Below are 14718 nucleotides of genomic sequence, written 5' to 3'. Positions count from 1 at the left end.
ATAGTTAATTATTGGATTGGTTGTCCAGAAGCTTTTTCTTCTGCTCGCGGTAAGCCTTCAATGCGGCCTCCATCATAGCGATCTCATCCGCCGTGTAAGCTTCCGGTCCGCCGTAAAAGGACATGCTCGCCTGTATTTCCTCCGTTGGCGAAGGATCGGAAGTACGCCCCAGCAAATAATCCCCGTTGGTGTCCAGCGCATCGACAATCCTTCTTAACGATTCGGGGTCTGGCTTCCGGTCGTTCGTCTCATATCTCGACAACTGAACAGTCGTTAAGCCTGCTCTAGATGCGAGGTCTTTTTGGGTTAAGTTTTTCAGTTCTCGAAGATGTTTGATCCGATCGCCCAGTGTATGCATAGACACTCCCTCTTTTGTTTGAACTCTACTAATAACCAACTCACCGTTACCATAATGGCATAAAAATATTTGAATGAAATGAATGATGTAAGATGTTGACATTACCAAAATGGTAATATATAATCGAATTATCATTACCGAATCGGTAATTTGGTGGATGAATTAAAATGTTATATATGTATTTTACCTTGAATGAAGGGGCAAATCAACACTTTAAACGTAATTTGTTTAAGAAAACAAGGGCTGTTGCTTTGTAAGTGTACGGCGTTTGTGTTGCCGTATTGGTAATGGAAACGCAGAATAATGAATTTCATGGAGGGATTTACAATGAGCAAGCGACAAATGAATTCATTTACGATTTTTCATAGTTTGCCGGTGGATGAGGCCGCAACCCGAGCAGCGGTCATCGGGTTTCTTGAAGAAGTGCGGCAGTATCGGCAGATTGGCTACATTCGCGAACTGGCGAGTGTAACGCACAGCTATTCACAGAGATATCACGGGGCTACACATGCCGTTCACAAGCCGACCGAGCAGGTTGCGCTGCGCAATATCGACCGGGAGGCTGAGCTGCGGAGAAAATCGGAGCTGCTGGATCAGGCCATGGGCGGGCTTACCGTTATGCAGCGTGAAGTCATTGAACGCAGTTATTTGGCGGGCGAGCGCGAATACGACTTCATCAGCTGCGGGGAAATGGGCATTAGCGACCGGACGTACCGGCGCATCAAAGCCAGCGCGCTCAAGCTGCTCGCCATAGCTATGAAGCTTGAAGTCTTTGTGGAACCAGAGGAGAGGAGAGCAACATTATCTGTGCATGGAGTCGGCTGATGCCGGCTTTTTTTTGTTTGATGATGGGGAAATCTCTCCAAATTATGAAGGTGTCTGTAAAAGGGAAGGATATGAATTGGAGAACGCCGGATACATATTCGCGGACTGCACCCGAGCAGCAGAACGAGGGCTTAGTTAAGTACTTTTGAACCTTGCTGGGTGTTATACCATTCGTGATGTCTTTGCTCCAGGAGAAGATATTTTTTTCACTGATTTTAATGACTAAAATGGCACTCGATACTGGTGTATCTGGTTCAGACGCTGTTCGATGGGCTGTCCGCCAGATGTCCGGTTTATGACCAGGGGATGTCCGTGCGCTGTACTTTAGACGTGTTAAATTTGTATTGTGGAAATGAATAGAGAGGGACGAAAGCCGCTGACGAGTCAGCGGTTTTTGCCGTTCTTAGAGTCCACGGAAGCGAGGCGGCAGTCCACAAGGGGGGAGGTGATACCATTGCGCAATGTTGGAGCAGGTAAATTCGAGATGCGGGAATGGTGTGCTTTATGAGAAGTGCGGTGACAGCCCAGCTGCTGGAGGCGGTGTCCGGACTGAATGCGGTTTACAGCTCTCCTGACGGGATTGGGGAAGAAGCTTTACTGCCTTGCGCGTTGTATTTGCAGGGCGAGGTGGAAGCAAACGGTGCCTGGTCCGGGTTGAGGCAAATCATCGAGCTGTGGCTTTACGTGCCCCGCTTAAGTCCGGCCGGATTGGATGGGTTGAGTGAGGAAACAGTTAAAGCGCTGGACAAGCAGCTGCTGAGGGCTGGGACAGGGGAAAGGTTCCTTTGTGTATTCGAGGGAAACCTCGGGCCGGATACGCCGGATGAAGCCAGGGATGCCGTAAAACGAGGCCTGCGGTTCGCCTTGATGGTGCCGCAACCATTAAGCCGAACGGTACAAATCAGCAGTGACCCATGGCTTAATGCGATCCAGACATGGACGCAGCGTGTGCTGGGCCCGGATTGGCAGGTACATAACGGCAGCTGGCCGTTAGGTTATGAACCGCCCGCAGTCATGTGGCGGATTGTCGACATGGAATCGACACCGCATGGAAAAACGTCTTGGGAGCTGCGGAAAAAGTTCACCGCCTTTATCGCCGGGACGGATGGAGATCAAGAGCATCTGGCGGTTCTTGCCCTGATTGAAAGCTTGGGTAAAGCAGTGAAGATTCCGCTGCAGCCTGGCACTAAGACGTATTTGACCGTCCTAGAGCCGAAGGTGAATTGGAATGCGAACAGAGTAACGGAGGGACCGCTGTCGGTGACGTTCAGTCGGCGCATCACGAGCGCTGTGGACGAGGGGGCACTGATGCAGTTTATTCAACACAAACGAACATCAATTTGAGGTGAAGAGCAATGGCACAAAAAAAGAAAGCAGCTCAAACGGCAGCCGAAGCAGCTAAAGCCACTCAAGCGGTTCAAGCAGCCGAGGCAGCTCATGCGAGTAAGGCAACCAAAGCTGCGAAAGTAGTCAAAGCTGTCAAAGCTGTCAAAGCATCTGAGGCTGCTGATCCGGTGTATCCGCTTGACGAGATTATGCAGCAGTCGGAAGCGTTGATGGGCGTGAAGCCGGAGGTATTGGCGGGCGCATATCATTCGCTGCCCGGCGGCAGCTTGACAGTTCAGGAAGCAAAGAAGCAGGTACAACTATTTTTGAATAGGAAGGTGAAGTAAATATGGCAGCAGGAAATTGGAATTTGACGAGTCAGCCGGTATTGCCGGGGCTGTTCATGAACTTTGTAAGTGCGGCGGGGTCAGCGATCGCGCCGGGGGCACGCGGCGTGGTGGTCGCTCCGGTCAAGGCGCATTGGGGGCCGATCAGCCAATTTGTGGAGGTAACGAGCGAAAATGCCATCAAAGAGCTGTTTTCAACCGACGAATCCGGCGGGGCAACGGCTTATACGACGCTGTACTTCTCCTTGCTTGGCGGCGCAAAGAAGCTGCTGGCCTACCGGATTGCGGACAGCTCTGCTGCGCCGGCCGAGCTTGTGCTGAAGAACGGTGAAGCGAGTCCTGAAGAGGCATTGAAGCTAAGCGCCAAATACAGCGGCGAACGCGGCAATGCTTTTAAGGTGACAATTCAATCGAGCCTGGCTGTGCCGGACATGAAGGAGCTCAAGCTTTATGAAGGCAACGCACTGCTCCGCACGATCACACTGGGTACTGGCGATGTGGATGCTGCTGTTGCCGCAATTAATGAGGATGCGGGGAATAAGTGGATCGTGGCGGAGAAGCTGTCTGACGGCGAGCTTGCTAACGTGTCCGGCGTGACTTTTGAAGGGGGAGCCAGCGGAATTTCAGGGATTACGAACGCGGATTATATCGCGGCTACGGAAGCTTTTGAGACGCAGGATTTCCATGTGTTAACGCTCGATGGGGTTACGGACGCGGCGCTGCGTACAAGCCTTGTCGCCTGGCTCAAACGGGTGCGCAGCGAGGGCAAAGGCATTATGGCCGCGCTCGGCGGAACATTCGCAGAGGATACGGGCGCAGATGCCGTGAATAAAGCAATTGCTCGCAGTGTCGCAGCGGATTTTGAAGGAGTCATCAACGTAGGGACGGGGGCTGTATTGAACGGAAAATCGTATTCCTCTGCACAGGTCGCTTGTTGGGTCGCGGGGCTGATTGCTGGACAGGCATTAAAAGAGTCCACGACATATGCCGCGTCGCCATTTGAGGATGTGACCCGCCGCTGGACGCGCTCGGAACAGGAGCAGGCGGTGCACAACGGCGTATTCCTGCTAGTGCATGACGGCCGCCGGGTTAAGGTGCTGCGCGGGGTGAACAGCTTGATTACCTTGCAGCAGGGCCAGAACAAGGGCTGGAAGAAAATCCGCAAAATCCGCGTTATTGACCAGATTAATGCTGATCTGCAGCGTCAGGCGGAGGATCATTACATCGGCAAAGTCAACAATACAGAGGAAGGCCGTCAGGCGCTGATTAGCGCAGGCAGGCAGTATTTGCAGTCTTTGGCTGCGGAGGGCGTCATCGCGGCTACGGGCTACGACGTGACGCTGGATCCGAGATTTTACGGGGACGGCGCAGTCATGCGGCCAGAGGATGATCAGGTATTCCTGACCTGGCAGGCGGACGACACTGATGTGATGGAACAAATTTTCGGCACGTTCTACGTGCAATAATTTTGAGGGGGAATTGATAAGATGGCACAATATCTCGATCCAAGCCGCGTCATTATGGGGACGTTCGGGCAGATTTTTATCGATGGCGTATGGCAGTCGAACCTGAATCACTTGGAGGCCAACGTAGAGGCGGATAAAAGAGAACTCAATCTGGTGGGCACGGAATACACCGTTTTCAAGCTGGGTCGCAAAAAAGGCACCGGCACGATGAGCGGCTATAAAGTGACCTCCGACATGATCCAGAGGGGCTTTCAGAAGTTCAATATTATCCAGAAGCTGGATGACCCAGAGGCGTACGGCTTTGAACGCATTGAGCTGAAGAACTGCATGGTCGATAGAATCCAGCTGGCTAATTGGACGGCGGGGGAAGAGGTTGTTGAAGAAACGCCGTTCACCTTCGAAGGGTATGATCTGCTTGATCCGATCACAGGACCTTAGTCTTTCCCGAAATTGAAAGGAGAAAACGAACATGAGTGATGTAAAAGAGTGGAACGAACAGGATATTCTCGACGGTCTCTTCGAGACGGCAGCGAATCTGCCGGAAGAGACCGTTTTTATTTCCCGGCTAAGCCTGCGCGTAACGCTGCGCGGCCTGACCTCCAGCAAGGTCGATTCAATCCGCGAGCGCTGCACGATTCGCAAAACGACGAAAGGCCACGTCTCGGAAAAGATCGACAGCGAGCTGTTTAATGCGACGCTGATTAAGGAGGCGACCTCTGCTCTGGAGGTCGTACGCAAGCAGACCGACGGCCAGGAGCAAAGCGTGAAGCTGAGCGGCTGGGGCGACGAGCGCATTACGAGCCGGCTCCGGCTGTCGGGCGGAGATGAAGCAGTGCGCCGTATGCTTCTCGCCGGTGAGCTTGATGCTGTAGGCGATAAGGTGCTGGAGCTGTCCGGCTTCGGGGTGGACATTGCCGACCTAAAAAACTAACGAACTCCGGCGGCATGACGACGCTCTTGTTCCATATGTGGAGCAGGCATAGTCTGCGCCCCGGAGAGTTCTGGTCTCTCCCGAAGGGAGAGCGCATGCTGCTGCGGGCTTTTACGGAGATGGAGCTGGAGATGATGTCATCTTCAGCCTCGCCGTCCGGCTCCGGGCGGAAGCAGCCCGGATGAGCCTGTATGGCTGAATTACGGCCGAAAGGAGGTAAAACGTGGCGAATCATGAACTGCGTTCAATGGACATCATTATAAATTCCCGGGATATCGATGCCGCGGAGAGGAAGCTGCGAAGCCTGGATCGCATGCTGCTGCAAACCCGGCGGCGCGCCCTCGCACTTGGTAACGCAAGAATGCGGCCGAGCATTACGTTAGAAGACCGTTTCACGGAAACGGCCATCCGGCTTAGCGCAACGATGAAGCGGCTTAATCAGGCCGCGGCCCGTCCGGTGGCCGAACTGATCGACCTGGCGACGCCGAAGATCGCCGAGATCAGGGGCGCGCTGGAGGAGCTGAGCCGTACACGGTGGCGGGTCGAGGTGGATGCAGGAGGCTTTGGAGCTGCGATTGGCGGCTCTATAGCTGAACAGATCTGTGCTGAAGGAGAAAGTTTATTGCAGCGGATTTCGGTGACTTTCCAGGAAGCTTTACAGTGTATTTTTGACGCGCTGGAAGTTGTTGAATGTCCGGCTGAGGCGGCAGGAGAGTGCAAATGCGGAGAATCCTCAGGATGTAGCCCTCAAGAGAGCGAGCCGCTATGCGAAGCAGCGGGGAAGACGCTCGGTCAGATATTCATTGAGGCATTTCTGGAGCTCATTGATCCTCAACGTATTGTTGAGAAGTTCTCGAATATTCCGTGGGATACAATGATTTCCGATGCCGGGAACGCTTTGAAGGAATTCGGAAAAAAATTAATAGAGTCAATAAAATCTGATATAGTCGACGGAGCGCAAAAGGAGCTTAAAGATCAGTGGAGTAATAAATGGCTTCCGAAGATCAAGGATTCCTGGCAGAATAGCAAAGTAAAACAAGCATGGGACAACAGCAAAGTAAAGAACGAGTGGATTCCCAAGGCCAAAGATTTATGGAATAACAGTAAAGTAAAGGGCTTTATGGATAAACCTTGGGTGAAGAAGGTAACGGAGTTTATAGGCAAGGGTAAAAAGATAATAAAAATACCGGGTATTTCACAAATCCAAACAGCCTATGAGATATTTACTGCCAAGACGGATAGGGAGAGAGCAGGGAAAATAGGGGGTTTTGTGGGTGGCTTGCTTGGAACAGCAGTAACTGGCTACTTTACTAAAAATTATTTAGCAACAGTAGTTGGAAATACAGTAGTAGATATGATTGGTGAAAAAATCGGAGTAGGCATATATGACTTATTTAGTGAAAAAGGAAAACGCACATTCCATGACCCACCGTATCCTCCGGGAACGACTATAGCTGATGCCTACTTAAGTGGTGGCGGAAGGAAATTGCACCCTACTACTGATATAGAACAACTCAAGCACGAGATCATTTTCGGTACTGGCAGTAAGCCTTCTGGAACCCCGTTAACGGATGGAGAGATTTTGAGTGCAGCTGAGTATTTCAAATCATTAAATGGACCGCTTCCTGCTCCAATTCCCCCTGTTCCCCAGGCGGCTGCACCTCAGCCAGCCCCTGAGATTATAGTAAATATGCCTCCAGGGATGGTTCAAATTCATCAGCAGCAACAGGAAATCGATATTGATAGTATTTCCAAGCAGGTTGGATGGCATGTGACTCATAATATAAGCAGAGTACTTATAAATATGACCAAATAAGGGGGGAGCAAAGAATGGAAATCAGGTTAATAGATGAAGCCGCAGGCACCGATTTCGTGTTCCCCGTCAATCCGGAAGAGGTGAGGATTACTCGGGGCAAAGGCTACGAGACCTTGAATATGCTATCTTACGGGGAATTTGATATGGCAACGGCAGAGAGGGTGAGGGAAATCACCTTCTCTTCTTTTTTTCCCGCACGGTGGGGAGATCACGAGATGCAGCCTGCGCCAAAGGAAGCCATGCACCTGCTGACGGAGATGATGAACAGCAAGCGCCCCGTTCGACTGATCATTGAGAATTTGGTGAACTTGCTCGTCTTTATCACGGTGCATGACACTACGTTTAAGGGCGGGGAGCCCGACGATATTTACTTCGATCTGACGGCCCGGATGTGGAGGCAGCCAAAGGTTCATACGAAGGCGGGGAGTGCTGCAGGCAGCGGGAATAGCGGTGGTGGATCGAATCGTCCTGATTTGAAAAAAACGCCAAAAGCCTACACCGTCAAGTCCGGCGACAGCCTCTCTAAAATTGCCAAGCTGGAGCTCGGCGACAGTTCTAAATGGTCGGCTATTTACAATTTGAACAAAAAAATGATCGGCCCTAATCCCAATTTGATCAAACCAGGGCAGAAGCTGGTGATGCCGTCATGAGTTATGAGGTGGTTCTGGAGGATAAGCATTATTTGCGGGAGTTGATCGAGAGTGTCTCCTTAACCGATTCGCTGGATCAAATTTCGTATGAGGCTCGCATCAATCTGCGGGTGCCTGAATCTGGACTATTCATTGCTCCGGGGCAGACGATTCGCGTAAGCGGCGTGCACTTTGGAGGGAAGGATATGGTCTATCTGCTGAATCCCGGCGTGGTGTGGGAATGCATCAGCAGCAATCGCGGCAGCAAGAGCCTCAGCCTTGTAGTGTACGACCGGACCATTTACCTCGCGAAATCGGAGGATGAGTACTTGTTCTCTTCGGGAGGAACAGCAAGCCAGCGGCTCAAGAAATACGCGCAGGATTGGCAAATCAAGCTGGCCTCCATTCCGGACACGGAAAAGGCGCTAAGTAAGGCGACTTACCGCTCTCAAGCGATCTATAACATGATCGTAACGGACTTAAGGGAGACCGTGAAGCTCGGCGGGGATGCGTATATGCCGCGGATGACGCCTGCGGGTCTCGAGCTGTTCAAAATCGGCAGCAACAAAACCGTATGGAAACTTGAAGCTCTGGAGGGCATCGACCAGCATCGGACCTTGGAGGGAACGATCACTAAGGTCAAAGTGATTGGCAGCACCGATAGCAGCAAACCAGCGAGTTCGAGAACCGGCAGCGATAAGAACAAAGCCGATCCCCCATCGCAATTTTTGGCGGTAGAGACGGGAGAAGTCAGTACATTCGGGACTTTGCAGCGGATTGTTCAGGACGAGGATGTGAAGACACCGGCGGAGGCTAAAAAATTGGCCAAAAGCATGCTGACCGGCCTTCAGGAGACTTTCACCGTAAACGGGCTCGACATTAACACGCTGCGGGCTGGTGATAAGGTGGAGCTAAACGGCCTGGAGCTGATTGTCATGTCCATATCGCATGAGCTGGGCGATCCGGGACGGATGTCGCTGGAGCTGGGGTCATACGACTACGTGAAAAGGAGGTATTATCTTAACCATGGCTGATCCTTATAAATCATTGGCGGCCGTTTTCCGGCAGCAGATGGCGGGATATGCCAAAGATATGCTGTCCGGCATGTCCACGGAGCTCGGAACGATAACGGCATCGGGGCTGAAGCTGGATCATTTCAAGCACGAAATTAAAAGTTATTGGGTTGCGGATTTTCCGGTCACTTTGGAAATTCCGGCTTTTCATATGGTAGGAACGATGATGTCGCCCGTCGATCAGGAGGGATTCCCGCTTGGAGTACCGGGTCCGCGAACGCGTTTTGAATTTGAGGCGGCCGAGATCAAGGACGTTCGCGTTAATCTGGCCGACGGTCTTCAGCCGGGGGATCGCGTCGTTGCCGCTAATTTGAATGGCGGCCATGAGGTGGTCGTCCTATGCAGGGTGGTGAGCCAAGGTGGCTAATTTATTTCCAGCGGAGCAGGAATGGGACGCTAGCTCGGACGTGGCTGGGTTGGATGAGCTGAACGTGCTAGAGGGGCAGCGTGCAGGAGATGGCGGAGTGTTTGGACGAAGCTGGCTGTTTGATTTTGACGCAGGTGAGTTCCGGATGACCCCTACGCGAAAAATAGTGTCCGCCGACGAGACCGCAGCCTGGATGATGTGGTGTGAGAAGGCCGTGCGAACCGCACGGTATCATCACTTAATTTATTCCCGCGATTACGGGCAGGAATACGAAGGCCTGATCGGCCGGGGGATGAGCCGCGGGGCGCTGGAATCGGAAATTCAGCGCATGACGACGGAGGCATTGATGATAGATCCGCGTACGGCGCGGGTGGATCAGTTTTCTTTTCGCTGGTCTGGGGATGCCTGCTTGTTCTCCTGCCGCGTGATGAATGTAAGAGATGAGACTGCGGTTTTGGAAGGGAGCGTGACCGTGTAATGGCAGGATTGCCAGTATATTTGCAAGAACAGACGGAAGAACAGATTATGCAGCGAATGTTAAGTCGGGTGCCTGACGATATCGATAAATCGGAGGGCTCTTTTATTTGGGATGCGCAGGCTCCTGTGGCTTTTATGCTATCGGAGGCTGCGCTCTGGGCCAGACAGGTGCTGGAATGGGGCTTTGCCAGCTCGTCTTATGGGCCATACCTGGATATGCGAGCAGCAGAGCATGGTGTGGTGCGGCGTGCTGCGACGGCGGCGACCGGACAGGTTCAGTTTACCGGAACGCCAGGCATAACGGTGCCTGCGGGCACGCTGGTAGCTACTCCGGCCGACGAAATTACGGGGGAAGCTTCTATTGAATACGCGACGACCGCAGCCGTGACGCTGGATGACACAGGTGTGGCATTTGTGGGTATTCGCGCCGTAGAACCAGGCCGCAATGGCACAGTGCCTGCAGGTGTGATTACGGTGCTGTCTGCTTCGGTGAACGGGATCACGGCAGTGACGAACCTTGAGGAGACCCGGGGCGGTACGGATGTAGAGTCGGATGAATCGCTGCTGGAACGTTTTTTGAATCAGGTGCGAAGCCAAGGAACGAGCGGGAACAAAGCCCAATATATGAAATGGGCCGGAGAGGTGCCGGGCGTTGGCGGCGTACAGGTTCATCCGTTATGGAACGGAGCGGGAACGGTCGGCATTTATTTGCTTGATGCGGACAAACGCGCGGCCAACGAGGATATCGTTGCGGCAGCCCAGCAATATATCGACCCGACGCAGGACGGGCAAGGAGAGGGCATGGCTCCGGCGGGGCCGGTTGTGACCGTGATGGCGGCTGAGGAAGTGCCGATTCATATCAGCGTTAAGCTGACCCTGGCCGACGGGGCTACCTTGGCCGAAGTGAAGGCGCTGATCGAAAAGGGAGTGCAGGCATATTTGAAGCAGCTGGCTTTTGCCGATCCGCTCGTGCGGGTAACGCGTATTGCTTCAGTTCTGCTGGATATTCCGCCGATTATCGATTACTCCGATCTAACGGTGAATGGACTATCCGATACAAATATTCAAATTGAATTCGGACAGGTCGCTGTGCTTGGGGCGGTGGATGTCCATGAATGAATTTACTGTTACTAGCCCTAGGGGCAAAGAAATGTTTTCCTATCTACCTGGTTATTATGAGTCATCCAGAGTAATACGTGCCAATATGCAGGCCAAAGGAAGCGAGCTTGATGCATTGAATCAAGCGCTGGATGAAACCCTTAGTCAATTTTTCGTTCAGACGGCCACCTGGGGGCTGGATCGGTGGGAATACGAGCTAGGTATTGAAACAGATCATACAAAGCCGATTGAGCAGCGACGTGCGGTAGTGGAGTCCAAATTGCGTGGGGTTGGTCAGTTTTCGGGGCGGCTCGTCAAGAACGTGGCTGAAGCCTACGACGGCGGAACTGTAGATGTGTCTTTCCAACCTGCGGAATGGAGCTTTACGATCAAGTTTATTGATACGATCGGAATTCCTCCGAATCTGGATGACCTGAAGGCTGTTATTGAAGAGATTAAACCGGCTCATCTGGCGGTGGAATATGAATTTAGCTATCTGCTGATCCGGGACATTCATGCTGTAATGACACTTGGTGAATTAGAGCAGGTATCGCTATCAAAATTTGCAGGAGGTGGTTCAGTTGGCAAGTCATACACCTAACCTTGATTTATTGAAGAAAGATCCTATTACGGATGGAAGTCAGACGTTTAATATTGAAACAATGCTCAACGAGAACTGGGATAAGATTGATTCGGCGGTGGGGCAAGTCCGGGAAGAATTAGCGAATGTTGATATACCGCTGTCCGATGCGACAAACGGAAACAGGAGCGATGTTGCGGCTTCGGAAAAGGCTGTTGGCCAGGTCATGAGTACAGCGCAGGCTGCCCAAACAACGGCTAATGCAGCAAATACGGCGGCGGCAGCGGCGCAGACCAGAGCTGATGCGGCTTTTCAGCTTGGCAATGAGCGGAAAGCGGAAGTGGTTGCCGCGCTTGTTGCCAAAGGGATTTCGGCATCCACGTCTGAGAGTTGGGATTCGTTGATCAGTAAGATGGCAGGGGTTATTAAAGCGACGGGGAATGCTGTTGCTGCGGACGTGTTAAGCGGAAAGACGTTTAGTAACGCCAGCGGAAATAACCTAACTGGTACCATGGCGAATCAAGGGGCAAAGGCAATAACTCCGGGTACAGCAAATAAAGCTATCTCGGCAGGATACCACAATGGGAGTGGGTATGTTGTCGGAGAACCGAATCTCATAGCTGGAAATCTTCCGAAGGATAAGACGTTTTGGGGGATAGTAGGGGCGCTAGAGCGCATGACCACAGCGGAAAAGCAGGCTATAGCAAACGCAATAACATCCAAAAATGTACCTGCTAGTGTTAATGATACAAATACAGTACTAGCTCAAAAGATCGGGCAGATCGTTACTGGAAAAAGGTGGGCAAGCGGTACCGGGATGACTGTTCCCGTCACATGGGGTAATTTTGAAATTAGAGGTCTAAATTTTACACCCAGAATAGTCATTGTACATGCAACTTATACTATTTCATTTGAACCGTATTACTGGTTTAAATTTTACGATCCAGATGACATGACATTACACGGGTGTACGGTACAATACGCTAATAACACCTTAAGCTTACCTACGGGTAATTACAGAAATCCAATAACTATTTATCCTGATGGATTTTCCGGCAATGTGGGATATGGAACCATTAGTTACGAATTTAAATGGAAGGCTTACGAGTAAGTCCAAGGACAAGTATGTAACGAAGGGTGTTGACAATGATTCGAATCTTTCAATCCAAGGATCGCGTTGAAGCGATTGAATTTTCTGATACTGATGCAGCGACAATACAACAGATCATTAAGTTTACAGGGAAGGGGGTTACACTTGCTTATGAAGCTGATGGCAGTGTTAGAGTAGGGATTAAAAAGGATGCTAAAAATGTCGTTTTAGTTCAGTTGGGTCAGTTTATTTACAAAACCAGCAATAGCGAATTGGGTGTTTGTGATTATGAATACCTGATATCAGAGTACGAAGAAATAACTGAAACGGCATAACAGTTTATGGTCAGCGCCGGAAAGGCGTTTTATTTTTGCCCCCGATCCGGGGGCTATTCTTTTTGAAACGGAGGGAGCAGGATGGAAATTACGATACTCATCTCCATTGCGACGGCCGTTAGTGGAATTTTGCTAGGCTGGTTGGGGCGCACACGGACCATACGCCAGGATGCAGCCAAAGATGCGGAGGCCGGAGCGACCCTGCAGACAGATGTGGAATATATCAAACGCGGCGTCGATGACATCAGGGTGGACGTGCGAATTCAAAGCCAGCGCTTGGATGGAATATCCGAACGTGTGACGCGGGTAGAGGAATCGACCAAGCAAGCACACAAGCGGCTGGACCGCCTGGAGGAATAAACTATATTAAAAGTTGGAAAGGAAGATAGTGATGGACTGGAACGTTATTTTTGAACTCATACATCCGTATTTAATCGGAGTTGTGGCAGTATGCTGGGTGATCGGCTATATTCTCAAAAAAACGCCCAAGATTCCCGATTGGAGCATTATATATATCGTTACCGTCGTTGCAGTTCTGCTTACCATTTGGCTGCTTGGATGGGGGCCGGATTCGCTGATTCAGGGCATTCTTACCGGAGCGTTTGCGGTATACGGCAATCAGTTCGTGAAGCAAGCATTGAAAGGGGCGGATGATCAATGAAAACGGTATGGATCGACGCAGGGCATGGAGGGAAAGATCCGGGAGCAACCGGAAATGGATTGAAGGAGAAAGACATTACTCTCCGGATTTCACTTGCCATGAAGCAACAACTTGAAGCTCAGTATGCGGATGTAAAGGTACTGCTCTCACGCACGACAGATGCTGATATCACCTTAAAAGAGCGTACCAGCAAAGCCAATCAAGCGGGCGCTGATATTCTTATCTCCGTTCACTGCAACGCCGGGGGCGGTGCCGGAGGATTCGAGTCTTACCGCTATACCTCGGCATCGGCGGGTTCCAAATCTCTGCAAGATATGCTGCATAATGCAATTATTGCGGAGCTCAAGCCTTATAACGTCACTGACAGGGGCAAGAAGGTCAAAAATCTTCATATGCTTAGGGAAAGTAAAATGACCGCGGTGCTGACAGAGAATTTATTCATTGACGTAACTGGCGATGCGAACAAACTGAAGCAGCAGGAGATAATTGAAGTAATTGTTAAAGGGCATGTTAACGGTATTGCCCAATTTTTGAGCTTGAAGCCTAAAGGAGGCAAACAGCCAGAAGCGGTTGATCCTGAAAAAACACAGAATTGGAAAGAAAGCGGCCGCGAATGGCTTATTGCGAACGCTGGGATCAGTCCAGTCTGGAAGGCAACCGATCCGATCGATATTGGAACGCTTGGCACGATTCTCAGCAGATTGCAGAAGTAAACTCTTATGGCGCCTGGGAGTTTACTCTGCGTATTTGCTGCTATATTTTAAGACTTGTTATTTTGCAGTTGATTATTTGTCTACTCGTTTCCTTGATGCATGTCTACTAGTTGTCCCGCTATTTGCTATCCAATTGTTAAGTTCACTAATCACTAATCACCATCCACGATTCGCTGTCCATTATTCGTTAATCTCTAATCTCTTAATCTGTAATCTATAATCGCTATCAGCTACTCGTATTTAGCTCTGGTCAGCTAGATCTAATTGTATTTGTTACATTTAAAAACTGCCGTTTATCGATGACAACACAAACTAGCTGCATTTCTTACAGTTAGAAATGAGATATGAAGGCTAGCCGGGCAAAATGCCGTAAACTAGATGTAGGAATTACATTTACTTCGCAAAACTTACCCTTATTGGCTTAAAGTAAATGTAGAAAATACATCTAGCGGACGTCCTCCCATACTAGACTACCAGCTTGCAGGCGAGTCGCAGTGATTATTACCCATGGCTAAGCCTGAAATCTAAAGGAACAAAGGGATTAGCAACCCCATTGGTCTTAAGACGCAGACTCCCTGTAAGTTTCTTTATGACCAATACACACTAAACAGGATGTACGCCACATA

20 protein-coding genes are annotated in these 14718 nt (G+C 50.7%); 19 read left to right on the top strand and 1 reads right to left on the bottom strand.

Annotation, left to right across the window (positions count from 1 at the left end; all coding sequences use genetic code 11):
- Positions 1 to 4 precede the first annotated feature (4 nt).
- Entirely contained in the window at positions 5 to 358 is a 354-nt protein-coding gene (locus tag QNH46_RS17330; protein WP_283925373.1) for a helix-turn-helix domain-containing protein, read from the bottom strand.
- Positions 359 to 685: 327 nt separating this feature from the next.
- Here QNH46_RS17330 and QNH46_RS17325 point away from each other — a divergent pair, with 327 nt between their 5' ends.
- The 19 genes from QNH46_RS17325 (at position 686) to QNH46_RS17235 (ending at position 14092) form a co-directional block, all read left to right on the top strand.
- The gene (locus QNH46_RS17325; protein WP_283925372.1) at positions 686 to 1183 is read left to right on the top strand and encodes an ArpU family phage packaging/lysis transcriptional regulator; all 498 of its coding nucleotides are present in this window, start codon (positions 686 to 688) and stop codon (positions 1181 to 1183) included.
- Positions 1184 to 1687: 504 nt separating this feature from the next.
- Positions 1688 to 2527, top strand: a complete 840-nt coding sequence (locus QNH46_RS17320) for a hypothetical protein (RefSeq protein ID WP_283925371.1) — start codon at positions 1688 to 1690, stop codon at positions 2525 to 2527.
- 11 nt (positions 2528 to 2538) lie between these two features.
- Positions 2539 to 2856, top strand: coding sequence for a YqzN/YkzM domain-containing protein (locus tag QNH46_RS17315; protein WP_283925370.1), 318 nt, complete (start codon positions 2539 to 2541; stop codon positions 2854 to 2856).
- A 2-nt stretch (positions 2857 to 2858) separates the two neighbouring features.
- Entirely contained in the window at positions 2859 to 4322 is a 1464-nt protein-coding gene (locus QNH46_RS17310) for a phage tail sheath family protein (RefSeq protein WP_283925369.1), read from the top strand.
- A gap of 21 nt (positions 4323 to 4343) precedes the next feature.
- Positions 4344 to 4760: a phage tail tube protein gene (locus QNH46_RS17305; RefSeq protein ID WP_155610595.1), complete on the top strand. Its 417-nt coding sequence runs from the start codon at positions 4344 to 4346 to the stop codon at positions 4758 to 4760.
- 31 nt (positions 4761 to 4791) lie between these two features.
- The gene (locus QNH46_RS17300; protein WP_283925368.1) at positions 4792 to 5253 is read left to right on the top strand and encodes a phage tail assembly chaperone; all 462 of its coding nucleotides are present in this window, start codon (positions 4792 to 4794) and stop codon (positions 5251 to 5253) included.
- Between the two features lie 14 nt (positions 5254 to 5267).
- Positions 5268 to 5438, top strand: a complete 171-nt coding sequence (locus QNH46_RS17295) for a cupin domain-containing protein (protein ID WP_187386514.1) — start codon at positions 5268 to 5270, stop codon at positions 5436 to 5438.
- A gap of 38 nt (positions 5439 to 5476) precedes the next feature.
- Complete coding sequence (locus QNH46_RS17290) at positions 5477 to 7069, top strand: hypothetical protein (RefSeq protein ID WP_283925367.1); 1593 nt, start codon at positions 5477 to 5479, stop codon at positions 7067 to 7069.
- A gap of 14 nt (positions 7070 to 7083) precedes the next feature.
- Positions 7084 to 7719, top strand: a complete 636-nt coding sequence (locus QNH46_RS17285; RefSeq protein WP_283925366.1) for a LysM peptidoglycan-binding domain-containing protein — start codon at positions 7084 to 7086, stop codon at positions 7717 to 7719.
- Positions 7716 to 8732 (top strand): XkdQ/YqbQ family protein, encoded by a 1017-nt coding sequence (locus QNH46_RS17280; RefSeq protein WP_283925365.1) that lies wholly within the window; start codon positions 7716 to 7718, stop codon positions 8730 to 8732. The genes QNH46_RS17285 and QNH46_RS17280 overlap by 4 nt, the downstream gene beginning before the upstream one ends.
- On the top strand, positions 8725 to 9138 hold the full coding sequence (locus QNH46_RS17275) for a hypothetical protein (RefSeq protein ID WP_283925364.1): 414 nt from the start codon (positions 8725 to 8727) through the stop codon (positions 9136 to 9138). The genes QNH46_RS17280 and QNH46_RS17275 overlap by 8 nt, the downstream gene beginning before the upstream one ends.
- A complete protein-coding gene (locus QNH46_RS17270; protein WP_430691844.1) occupies positions 9131 to 9616 on the top strand; it encodes a DUF2634 domain-containing protein in 486 nt (161 codons plus the stop codon). Before QNH46_RS17275 ends, QNH46_RS17270 begins: the two co-directional genes overlap by 8 nt.
- Positions 9616 to 10734: a baseplate J/gp47 family protein gene (locus QNH46_RS17265; protein WP_283925363.1), complete on the top strand. Its 1119-nt coding sequence runs from the start codon at positions 9616 to 9618 to the stop codon at positions 10732 to 10734. The genes QNH46_RS17270 and QNH46_RS17265 overlap by 1 nt, the downstream gene beginning before the upstream one ends.
- Positions 10727 to 11314 carry a YmfQ family protein gene (locus QNH46_RS17260; protein WP_283925362.1) on the top strand — a complete coding sequence of 196 codons (588 nt, stop codon included), beginning with the start codon at positions 10727 to 10729 and terminating at the stop codon, positions 11312 to 11314. Before QNH46_RS17265 ends, QNH46_RS17260 begins: the two co-directional genes overlap by 8 nt.
- Entirely contained in the window at positions 11295 to 12404 is a 1110-nt protein-coding gene (locus tag QNH46_RS17255) for a tail fiber protein (RefSeq protein WP_283925361.1), read from the top strand. Before QNH46_RS17260 ends, QNH46_RS17255 begins: the two co-directional genes overlap by 20 nt.
- Positions 12405 to 12439: 35 nt before the next feature.
- The gene (locus QNH46_RS17250) at positions 12440 to 12718 is read left to right on the top strand and encodes a hypothetical protein (protein ID WP_283925360.1); all 279 of its coding nucleotides are present in this window, start codon (positions 12440 to 12442) and stop codon (positions 12716 to 12718) included.
- Between the two features lie 81 nt (positions 12719 to 12799).
- Positions 12800 to 13078: a hypothetical protein gene (locus QNH46_RS17245; RefSeq protein WP_055107265.1), complete on the top strand. Its 279-nt coding sequence runs from the start codon at positions 12800 to 12802 to the stop codon at positions 13076 to 13078.
- A gap of 31 nt (positions 13079 to 13109) precedes the next feature.
- Entirely contained in the window at positions 13110 to 13379 is a 270-nt protein-coding gene (locus tag QNH46_RS17240; protein ID WP_283925359.1) for a phage holin family protein, read from the top strand.
- Complete coding sequence (locus tag QNH46_RS17235) at positions 13376 to 14092, top strand: N-acetylmuramoyl-L-alanine amidase (protein ID WP_283925358.1); 717 nt, start codon at positions 13376 to 13378, stop codon at positions 14090 to 14092. Before QNH46_RS17240 ends, QNH46_RS17235 begins: the two co-directional genes overlap by 4 nt.
- Positions 14093 to 14718: the final 626 nt, after the last annotated feature.

The organism is Paenibacillus woosongensis, assembly GCF_030122845.1.
Lineage (GTDB): Bacteria > Bacillota > Bacilli > Paenibacillales > Paenibacillaceae > Fontibacillus > Fontibacillus woosongensis_A.
The sequence above is the reverse complement of the archived record's forward strand: the minus strand, read 5'-3'. Positions and strand labels throughout refer to the sequence as shown.

Coding starts and splice junctions, on each gene's coding strand:
- QNH46_RS17330 (WP_283925373.1), bottom strand. CDS start 358: ATGCATACACTGGGCGATCGGATCAAACATCTTCGAGAACTGAAAAAC.
- QNH46_RS17325 (WP_283925372.1), top strand. CDS start 686: ATGAGCAAGCGACAAATGAATTCATTTACGATTTTTCATAGTTTGCCG.
- QNH46_RS17320 (WP_283925371.1), top strand. CDS start 1,688: ATGAGAAGTGCGGTGACAGCCCAGCTGCTGGAGGCGGTGTCCGGACTG.
- QNH46_RS17315 (WP_283925370.1), top strand. CDS start 2,539: ATGGCACAAAAAAAGAAAGCAGCTCAAACGGCAGCCGAAGCAGCTAAA.
- QNH46_RS17310 (WP_283925369.1), top strand. CDS start 2,859: ATGGCAGCAGGAAATTGGAATTTGACGAGTCAGCCGGTATTGCCGGGG.
- QNH46_RS17305 (WP_155610595.1), top strand. CDS start 4,344: ATGGCACAATATCTCGATCCAAGCCGCGTCATTATGGGGACGTTCGGG.
- QNH46_RS17300 (WP_283925368.1), top strand. CDS start 4,792: ATGAGTGATGTAAAAGAGTGGAACGAACAGGATATTCTCGACGGTCTC.
- QNH46_RS17295 (WP_187386514.1), top strand. CDS start 5,268: ATGACGACGCTCTTGTTCCATATGTGGAGCAGGCATAGTCTGCGCCCC.
- QNH46_RS17285 (WP_283925366.1), top strand. CDS start 7,084: ATGGAAATCAGGTTAATAGATGAAGCCGCAGGCACCGATTTCGTGTTC.
- QNH46_RS17280 (WP_283925365.1), top strand. CDS start 7,716: ATGAGTTATGAGGTGGTTCTGGAGGATAAGCATTATTTGCGGGAGTTG.
- QNH46_RS17275 (WP_283925364.1), top strand. CDS start 8,725: ATGGCTGATCCTTATAAATCATTGGCGGCCGTTTTCCGGCAGCAGATG.
- QNH46_RS17265 (WP_283925363.1), top strand. CDS start 9,616: ATGGCAGGATTGCCAGTATATTTGCAAGAACAGACGGAAGAACAGATT.
- QNH46_RS17260 (WP_283925362.1), top strand. CDS start 10,727: ATGAATGAATTTACTGTTACTAGCCCTAGGGGCAAAGAAATGTTTTCC.
- QNH46_RS17250 (WP_283925360.1), top strand. CDS start 12,440: ATGATTCGAATCTTTCAATCCAAGGATCGCGTTGAAGCGATTGAATTT.
- QNH46_RS17245 (WP_055107265.1), top strand. CDS start 12,800: ATGGAAATTACGATACTCATCTCCATTGCGACGGCCGTTAGTGGAATT.
- QNH46_RS17240 (WP_283925359.1), top strand. CDS start 13,110: ATGGACTGGAACGTTATTTTTGAACTCATACATCCGTATTTAATCGGA.
- QNH46_RS17235 (WP_283925358.1), top strand. CDS start 13,376: ATGAAAACGGTATGGATCGACGCAGGGCATGGAGGGAAAGATCCGGGA.